Source organism: Nocardiopsis protaetiae, from assembly GCF_045446735.1.
In the GTDB taxonomy this organism is placed as follows: domain Bacteria; phylum Actinomycetota; class Actinomycetes; order Streptosporangiales; family Streptosporangiaceae; genus Nocardiopsis; species Nocardiopsis protaetiae.
In genome coordinates, this window is the sequence record NZ_JBJJBV010000284.1 from 1 (window position 1) to 8,613 (window position 8,613).

General features: G+C 75.5%; 6 protein-coding genes. 4 read left to right on the plus strand and 2 right to left on the minus strand.

Features of this window, described 5'->3' with window-relative positions; all coding sequences use genetic code 11:
* Positions 1-22: 22 nt before the first annotated feature.
* Positions 23-1,471, minus strand: coding sequence for an argininosuccinate synthase (argG, locus tag ACJOT3_RS29200; RefSeq protein WP_406976347.1), 1,449 nt, complete (start codon positions 1,469-1,471; stop codon positions 23-25).
* Positions 1,472-1,754: 283 nt separating this feature from the next.
* Between argG and ACJOT3_RS29205 the strand changes: the two genes are divergently transcribed.
* From ACJOT3_RS29205 to ACJOT3_RS29220, 4 genes are all read left to right on the plus strand, one after another.
* On the plus strand, positions 1,755-3,749 hold the full coding sequence (locus ACJOT3_RS29205) for a sensor histidine kinase (RefSeq protein ID WP_406976348.1): 1,995 nt from the start codon (positions 1,755-1,757) through the stop codon (positions 3,747-3,749).
* On the plus strand, positions 3,737-4,492 hold the full coding sequence (locus tag ACJOT3_RS29210; RefSeq protein ID WP_406976349.1) for a response regulator transcription factor: 756 nt from the start codon (positions 3,737-3,739) through the stop codon (positions 4,490-4,492). Before ACJOT3_RS29205 ends, ACJOT3_RS29210 begins: the two co-directional genes overlap by 13 nt.
* A gap of 9 nt (positions 4,493-4,501) precedes the next feature.
* Positions 4,502-5,854 (plus strand): hypothetical protein, encoded by a 1,353-nt coding sequence (locus tag ACJOT3_RS29215; RefSeq protein ID WP_406976350.1) that lies wholly within the window; start codon positions 4,502-4,504, stop codon positions 5,852-5,854.
* Positions 5,855-5,986: 132 nt separating this feature from the next.
* Positions 5,987-7,606, plus strand: coding sequence for a glycoside hydrolase family 10-like protein (locus ACJOT3_RS29220; RefSeq protein ID WP_406976351.1), 1,620 nt, complete (start codon positions 5,987-5,989; stop codon positions 7,604-7,606).
* 110 nt (positions 7,607-7,716) lie between these two features.
* Here the strand turns inward: ACJOT3_RS29220 and ACJOT3_RS29225 are convergent, their stop codons facing one another.
* Positions 7,717-8,406 (minus strand): MFS transporter, encoded by a 690-nt coding sequence (locus ACJOT3_RS29225; RefSeq protein WP_406976352.1) that lies wholly within the window; start codon positions 8,404-8,406, stop codon positions 7,717-7,719.
* Positions 8,407-8,613 lie beyond the last annotated feature (207 nt).

Below are 8,613 nucleotides of genomic sequence, written 5' to 3' on the forward strand. Positions count from 1 at the left end.
GCCACGGGGGCGTGTCCGGCGGCTAGTCCGTGCCGGACTCCATGGCCGCCTGGTCCAGGAGCAGCTCGTCCTCGGGGGCTTGGCCGCGGGAGGCGATCGCCTCGGCGCCGCCCTCGGGCATCGCGCCGATGAGGCCGGTGGAGGCGGCCTGGGCGGCGCCCACGGAGGCGGCCTCGCCGGTGCCGACCATACCGAGCCGGGCGTACTCCTCCAGCTTGGCGCGGGAGTCGGCGATGTCGAGGTTGCGCATGGTCAGCTGGCCGATCCGGTCGGTCGGGCCGAACGCGGAGTCCTCGGTGCGCTCCATCGACAGCTTGTCCGGGTGGTAGCTGAACGCCGGGCCGGTGGTGTCGAGGATCGAGTAGTCCTCGCCGCGGCGCAGGCGCAGGGTCACCTCGCCGGTGATGGCGGTGCCCACCCAGCGCTGGAGCGACTCGCGGAGCATGAGCGCCTGCGGCTCCAGCCAGCGGCCCTCGTACATGAGGCGGCCCAGGCGGCGGCCCTCGGTGTGGTACGCGGCGAGGGTGTCCTCGTTGTGGATCGCGTTGACCAGGCGCTCGTAGGCGGCGTGCAGCAGGGCCATGCCGGGGGCCTCGTAGATGCCGCGGCTCTTGGCCTCGATGATGCGGTTCTCGATCTGGTCGGACATGCCCAGGCCGTGGCGGCCGCCGATGGCGTTGGCCTCCAGGACCAGGTCGACGGCGGACGCGAAGGCCTTGCCGTTGATGCTGACCGGCCGGCCCTGCTCGAAGCCGACGGTGACGTCCTCGGGGGCGATCTCCACCTCGGGGTCCCAGAAGCGGACGCCCATGATGGGGTCGACGATCTCGATGCCGGTGTCCAGGTGCTCCAGCGACTTGGCCTCGTGGGTGGCGCCCCAGATGTTGGCGTCGGTGGAGTAGGCCTTCTCGGTGCTGTCGCGGTAGGGGAGGTCACGCTCCTGCAGCCACTCGGACATCTCCTTGCGGCCGCCGAGCTCGTTGACGAAGTCGGCGTCCAGCCAGGGCTTGTAGATGCGCAGGGCGGGGTTGGCCAGCAGGCCGTAGCGGTAGAACCGCTCGATGTCGTTGCCCTTGTAGGTGGAGCCGTCGCCCCAGATCTGCACACCGTCTTCGAGCATGGCGCGCACCAGCAGGGTGCCGGTGACGGCGCGGCCCAGGGGGGTGGTGTTGAAGTAGGCGCGCCCGCCGGAGCGGATGTGGAAGGCACCGCAGGCCAGGGCCGCCAGCCCCTCCTCCACCAGGGCCGCACGACCGTCGACGAGCCGGGCGATCTCGGCGCCGTAGTCGTGGGCGCGGCCGGGGACCGAGGCGATGTCGGGTTCGTCGTACTGGCCGATGTCGGCGGTGTAGGTGCACGGGACGGCGCCCTTCTCGCGCATCCACGCGACCGCCACAGAGGTGTCGAGACCTCCGGAGAAGGCGATGCCGACACGTTCACCGACGGGCAGAGAGGTGAGTACCTTGGACATGGCAATAAGTATGCATCACGATGAATGCACATGCAACGCGGGGCGCGGCTCCCCCCTGTGAGCCTCGTCATCCCCGGCGGCGCCCCCCCGGGGGCCGCCGCCGACAGGGACGGGGATGCGGGATCGGCACGGCCCGCGTCACGGAGATGATGCTGCCGATGTGGATGACCCTGTACAAGACCCTGGGCACCCACCGGTTCGGGTTCAAGATCGTGCGCTGAGGAACCGGGGCATCGGTGTCCGCACCGATGCCCGGGGCGGGGTGGTCTGGGATCATGGGTGCATGGCCCAGAGCCCCCGCCGGTGGGCGCCGGTGGTGTACCTGCTCGTGACGGCCGCGGCGGTGCCGTGCGCGGCCGCCCTGCTGTGGGCGTGGTCGCAGGGTCTGCGCTACGGGTCCACATCCCCCGCGCTGGCGCTCCCGCTGGCCGCCGCCGTCATCGCCTTCGCCGCCGCCTCGTGGTGGACGGCGGTGCGCACCCCCGGTACGGTCGCCCGCTGGACGGCGGCGACCTGCGCCTGCCTGCTGGCCTACCTGGCGGGCGGGGCCGGGGCCGCCCTGTACACCGGGCTCGGCGGGCAGCGGGACGCCCTCGCGCTGCTGTTCCTGTGGGTCCACGGACCCGGTGCGCAGGTGCCCGTGGCGGTCCTCCAGCTGTGCCTGGCCGCCGTGGCCGCCCGGATCGCGCCCGGCGCCGTGCCGCTGCGCGCGTTCGCGTGGACGCTGCTCCCGCTCAGCGCGGCGCACCTGGTGACCGCGGTCCTGCTCATCCCCCACGGTCCGCCCTTCGCTGACGTCCGCCCGCCGGTGGACCTGCCCGCGCTGGAGGTCCCGGCCGTGGTGCTGGGCACCCTGGTGTGGGTCGTCCCGGTACTGGCGGGCCCCGTCCTGGTGTGGCGGGCGGCGGCGCGCTCCCGCGGCCGGGCGCGGCGGCGGCTGTCCCTGGTGGCGGCGTGCGCCCTCACCCCGGTCGTCACCATCGTGTTCTGCGTGGTCGGCATGTCCCTGGCCGACCCGATCGGCCTGCTGGGCACCACCGCGGCCGAGGGGATCCTCGCGGTGGCCTACTGCGTCCCGTTCCTGGTGGCCGCCGCCGGCATCCCCCTGACCCTGTGGCCGGCGCCCGAGGAACGTGTCCTCCTGCTGGTCCCCCGCGTGGTGTCCGGGACGGTCGCGGTGGTGGTGAGCCTGCTCTTCGCCATCGTCGTGGTCACCCTGGGCACGGCCGCGGGGGCGGGGTTCGGCGACGGGGCACCGCTGGCCGTGGCCCTGGTGACGCTGGCGGCGACCGCCGCGTCGACCCCGCTGCGCACCCGGCTGACCCGCCGCCTGACGCTGGCCGTCGACCCGGGGAGGGCCACCGCGGCCCGGCTGGTGCGCGGGCGGGTGGACCGGTCCCGGCCCGGCCCGGAGGCGCAGCGCATCCTGCGCGCGAGCCTGGCCGATCCGGCGGCGCGGCTGCTGCTGCGCCTTCCCGAAGGCCGCGGCTGGGTGGACGCCGAGGACCGCCCGGTGGACCCGGTCCCCGCCGGAGTGGACGCCGGGACCGCCGCCGCGCGGGTGGTCCACGACGGCGAGCCCGGGGACGCGGCGGGCGCGGTGGCGGAGCTGCGCGACCTGGTGGACCGGGCGGTGCTGGCGGCCGCCGTGCGCGACCAGGCCGAGCGGCTGACCGCGGAGCGCGAGCGGGCCGACCGCGCGGCGGCGCAGGAGCGCCACCGGCTGGAACGGGACCTGCACGACGGGGTCCAGGGCCGCCTGCTGGCGCTGGCCCTGGACCTGCGCATGGCCCAGCGGGCGCTGGCGGACGACGCGGCCCGGGCCGTCGTCTCCGACGCGGCGGAGGGACTGCGCGAGGCGGTCGAGGAACTGCGGGCACTGGCCTCGGGTTCGGCGCCGCTGGTGCTGGCCCGGGACGGTCTGGGCCCGGCACTGGCCGACCTGGCCCGCCGCTCGCCGGTGCCGGTGGAGGTGACCGTGCCCGGCCCCCGGCTGCCCCCGGGCACCGAGACCGTCGCCTACCTGGTGGTGTGCGAGGCGGTCACCAACGCCCTCAAGCACGCCCGGGCGCGGCGGATCGCCGTGCGGGTGACCGCCGCGGACGGCACGGCCTCCGTCGAGGTCGTCGACGACGGCCGCGGCGGCGCCGACCTGCGGGCGGGAACGGGGCTGCGGGGCCTGTCGGAGCGGGTGGGCTCGGTGGGCGGCCGACTGCTGGTCAGCGACTCCCCCACCGGCGGAACGCGGGTGGAGGTGAGCCTGCCGTGCGGGTCGTGATCGCCGAGGACCTGGTCCTGCTGCGCCAGAGCCTGACCCGGATGCTCGCCCTGGACGGCATCCGGGTGGTCGCCGAGGTGGGCGACGCCGGGGCCCTGGTCTCCGCGGTCGGCGAGCACCGGCCGGACCTGGTGGTCTCCGACGTGCGGATGCCGCCGGACTTCACCGACGAGGGGGCGCGGGCGGTCACGCTGCTGCGCGACCGCTTCCCCGACCTGGCCGTGGTGGTGCTCTCGCACGTGGTGGAGCCCGCCCTGGCGATGCGGCTGGCGACCGACCGCCCCCGGGCGTTCGGGTACCTGCTCAAGGACCGGGTCCTGGACATCGACGGGTTCGTGCGGACGGTGCGGCACGTGGCCGGTGGCGGCACGGCCATCGACCGGCAGGTGATCGAGCACTTCCTGAACCGGGACGACGACCGCCGGACCGCGCTGAGCCCGCGCGAACGCGACGTGCTGTCGCTGCTGGCGCAGGGGCACAGCAACCGGCGCATCGCCCAGGGGCTGTTCGTGTCGGAGCGGACCGTGGACGCGCACCTGCGGTCGATCTTCGCCAAGCTGGGGCTGGAGCCCAGCGCCGACGACAACCGGCGGGTGCGGGCGGCCCTGCTGTGGCTGCGGGGCACCGGGCCGGGTCCGGGCACCGGGCGGGATTCGGGCACCCGGCGGGATTCGGGCACCGGGCGGGGGCCGGACACCGGATCCGGTGCTGGCACCGATGCCCTGCCGGGCCCCGGTCCCTAGCGTCGGGGTATGGACACCGAGAGCATCGCCACCCGTACACCGACACCCCGCACCGGGACCGGGGCCGCCCTGGCCGTGTGCGCCGCGGTCGGCCCGCTGGGCATGGCCGCTGCGGTCCTGCTCCTGCCCTATTCCTTCGCCGACGCGCCCGAGGTGTGGATCGCCGCGGTCGCCGGGGCGGGCGCCCGGACCGAGGCCGCGTTCTGGGGCCTGCTGGTCTGGGGCGTGCTGGCACCGGTGGGCGTGATCGCCGCGGGGCTGGTGGCCCGGCGCGGGGCCCCGCGCACGGGCACCGCCGGGCTGGTGGCGGCGTTCGCGGGGGCGGCCGCGTTCGGGGCGGCCGGGTGGGGCTACGACGGTATCGCCCTGGCGGCCTCCCGGGCCGGGCTCGATCCCCCGGCGGTGGCGGCTCTCATGGCCGAGGTGGACCGGTTGCAGGCGCCGACGGCCTCCGCCGCCCTGGTCCTGGCGATGTTCGTCGGGTTCGTGCTGCTGGGCGCGGCCCTGTGGATCGGCCGGGACGTGCCGCGCTGGGCCGCGGTGGCCCTGATCGTGTCCCCGGTGGTGATCCTGCTGGGCGGGATGTTCTCCATGCCGGTCAACGCGGCCGGGTTCGTCCTGGTGGCGGTGGCGTTCGGGGCCTGCGGTGCGGCGCTGGCCCGGGGTGCGCGCGGGCCGCGTCCCGGCACGCGGTCCCGGTGGGCGCTGGCCGCGGTGGGCACGGCGGCCCCGCTGTCCATGGCGGTGTGGGCGCTGGTGATCCCGTCGGCGGTGGGCGGGTCCTACGCGCAGGGGCTGCCCCGGTTCGCGGCCGCCGAGGGGCGGGTGGAGGCGAGCCTGTGGATGCTGTTCGCCTTCTCGCTGTGCTGCGCGGTCGGCGCGGTGGTGACGGGTCTGGTGTCCCGGCGCGGCGCCCCGCGCACGGGCACCGCCGGGCTGGTGGCGACCTACCTGGGGTTCGCCGCCCTGAACGTGGGCGGCTCGGCGTACGCGGGGGCGGCGCTGGCGTCGATCCGGGCGGGGAACCCGGACGCGGTGACCGGGGCGGTCCTGTCGGAGGTGGACGCGCTGACGGTGGCGCTCGGCCCGGCGGTGTTCGTGCCGCTGATGTTCGCCGGAGTGGTCCTGCTGGGGATCGGGCTGTGGGCCGGTCGCGAGGTGCCCCGCTGGAGCGTGGCGGCGCTGTGGGCGGCCTTTCCGGTGATCGCGGTCGGCACCCCGTTCTCCATGGGGCTGAACGCGGCGGGCTGGGTGCTGCTGGCGGTGGGGTTCGGTGCGGCGGGCGCCGCCTGGGCCCGGGGGCCGGAGCTGGACGAAGGCCACACCGAACACATTCGGCACTCGGGCACCAAAAACGCGTAGGTCTCTTGCGACACACCGGAAAATCGTGAAGGTTTTCTACTGGGTGGACCATCGTCGCGTACCGTCGTCGCCAGGACACGACCCGGAACCCGTCGGGCCCCACCCGCAGGAGAGCCTCCGGAAGGAACCACGTTGGCGCACCCGTCCCGCCCCACCTCCCCCGCCCCCCGACGCGGCGCGCTCCTGGGCGGAGCGCTGGCCGCGACCCTGGCCGCCGCCCTGCTGCCCGCCCTCCCCGCGGCCGCGCTGACCGCCCCCGGGGCCGCCCCCGGCGCAGGCACCGGGTCCGCCGAGTGCCGGACCGACCCGCAGGCCGCGCCCAAGCGGCAGATGCGCGCCGAATGGATCGCCGGGGTGCAGAACATCGACTGGCCCAGCCGCACCGGGCTCACCCCCGCCCAGCAGCAGGCCGAGCTGACCGCCCTGTACGACCGCAGCGCCGCCAACGGCCTGAACGCGGTGTTCGTGCAGATCCGGCCCACCGCCGACGCCTTCTGGCCCTCCCCCCACGAGCCCTGGTCGGAGTGGCTCACCGGGACCCAGGGCAGGGACCCCGGCTACGACCCCCTGGAGTTCGCCGTCGAGCAGGCCCACGCCCGGGGCCTGGAGTTCCACGGCTGGTTCAACCCCTACCGGGTGGCCATGCACGGCGATCTCGACCGGTTGACCGCCGACCACCCGGCCCGCCGCAACCCCGACTGGACCTTCACCTACGGCGGGCGGCTCTACTACGACCCCGGGATCCCCGAGGTCCGGGAGTTCGTGATCGGGGCGATGATGGACGCCGTCGAGAACTACGACATGGACGGCGTGCACTTCGACGACTACTTCTACCCCTATCCGGTGGCCGGCGAGGAGATCCCCGACGCCGACACCTTCGCCGAGCACGGCGACGGCTACGACGACATCGGCGACTGGCGGCGCGACAACGTCAACGCCCTGGTGCGGGAGATGGACGAGGCGGTGCACGCCGCCAAGCCGCACGTGAAGTTCGGCATCAGCCCCTTCGGCATCTGGCGCAACGCCGCCACCGACCCGCAGGGCTCGGCCACCAACGGGCTCCAGTCCTACGACGCCATCTTCGCCGACAGCCGCCGCTGGGTCCGCGAGGGCTGGGTGGACTACATCAACCCGCAGGTCTACTGGGAGATCGGGCTGCCGGTCGCCGACTACGCGGTGCTGGTGCCCTGGTGGGACCAGGTCGTGCGGGGCACCGGCGTGCACCTGTACGTGGGCCAGGCCGCCTACAAGGTCGGGAACGCGGGCGCCTGGTCGGACCCGCGCGAGCTGTCCCGGCACCTGGACCTCAACCGGGACCACCCCGGGGTGCTGGGCGACGTGTACTTCAGCGCGACGTCGCTGCGCACCAACGCGGCGGAGGCGATGGCGATCGTGCGCGAGGACCACTACCGGTACCCGGCGCTGGTGCCCCTGCACGAGGACCTGCCCGGGCGGGCCCCGCAGGCGCCGCGGGTGACCGGCGGGGCGCAGGGCGACGGCGTGGAGCTGTCCATCCGCCCGGGCCGGGGCGAGCGGCCCGCCTACTACGCGGTCTACGCGGTGGAGGGGGCGCCCGGGCGCGACCCCGACTGCGCCGTGTCCGACGCGCGCACCCTGCTCGGGACGGTGCCCGCCGACGAGGACGGCCGGGCGGTGTTCACCGCCGAGGGCGGCGGGCGCACCTACTACGCGACCGCGCTGGACCGGACCCACCGGGAGAGCGGTGTGAGCAACCCCCGACACGTGCAATAGGGAGTGCGCGGGACGCGCGCCCTCCCCGCTCGTCGGCGCGAACGGGGCCCGGTGCCCGGCACCGGGCCCCGGCCCGTGTCCGGGGGCGGGGCGGGGGCGGGGCATCGGGTTCAGGAGCGGCCCGCGCGGGTCCCGGCGGCGAGGACGACGGCGATGCCGAGCAGGGCCGCGAGCACCACCACCGCGTTCGGGGACCAGAACTCGGCGAGCGCCCCCGCCAGCGCGAACCCCACCCCCTGGAAGATCATCAGCCCCGCGGTCACGAACGTCATGACCTGCCCGCGTTCGTGTTCGGGGACCGCCGCCACCAGCAGCCGGTCCACGCCGAGCGCGTACCCGTACCCCGCCCCGGACAGCACGAGCAGGGCGAGCAGCACCGCGGGTCCCGGGTGCAGGCCCAGGCCGAGCAGCGGCACGAAGGTGAGCAGCCCGAGCGGGACGATGGCCCGCACCCGCTGGGCGTCGGTGAGCAGGGAGCCGACCAGGAGGGTCCCGGCGATCATGCCGACCGGGGTGGCCGACAGCAGCATCGCGACCAGGGTGGGCCCGCCGCCCAGGCCGTCGGCCAGGGGCGCGGCCAGGGCCTCGGCGGACACGCCCAGCACCGGCGGGAACCAGGTCAGGGCCAGCAGGACGCGCAGGCGCGGGGAGCGCAGGACCTCGCGGGCCCCGCGCAGCGACTCGGCCACCGGCGAGGACGGCACGGCCGTGGACGCGGCCGCCGCGGCCTGAGCCGGGCCGCCGTCCGGGTGATGGGCGGGAGGAGGGGCGGGCCGCGGACGCTCCATCGAGAGCGGCACCGGGCGGCGGGCAAGGCTGGCAAGGCGGGCAAAGGGAAGGGCACGCCGCAGGCGTTCCGTTGAGGGTGGTGGTGGGCGACGGGCAAGGAGGAGGGCACGCCGCAGGCGTTCCGTTGAGGGTGGTGGTGGGCGACGGGCAAGGAGGAGGGCACGCCGCAGGCGTTCCGTTGAGGGTGGTGGTGGGCGACGGGCAAGGAGGAGGGCACG

Bases quoted from the DNA above. Each gene is read 5' to 3' on its own strand.
- argG (WP_406976347.1), bottom strand. From the start codon at position 1,471: ATGTCCAAGGTACTCACCTCTCTGCCCGTCGGTGAACGTGTCGGCATC.
- ACJOT3_RS29205 (WP_406976348.1), top strand. From the start codon at position 1,755: ATGGCCCAGAGCCCCCGCCGGTGGGCGCCGGTGGTGTACCTGCTCGTG.
- ACJOT3_RS29215 (WP_406976350.1), top strand. From the start codon at position 4,502: ATGGACACCGAGAGCATCGCCACCCGTACACCGACACCCCGCACCGGG.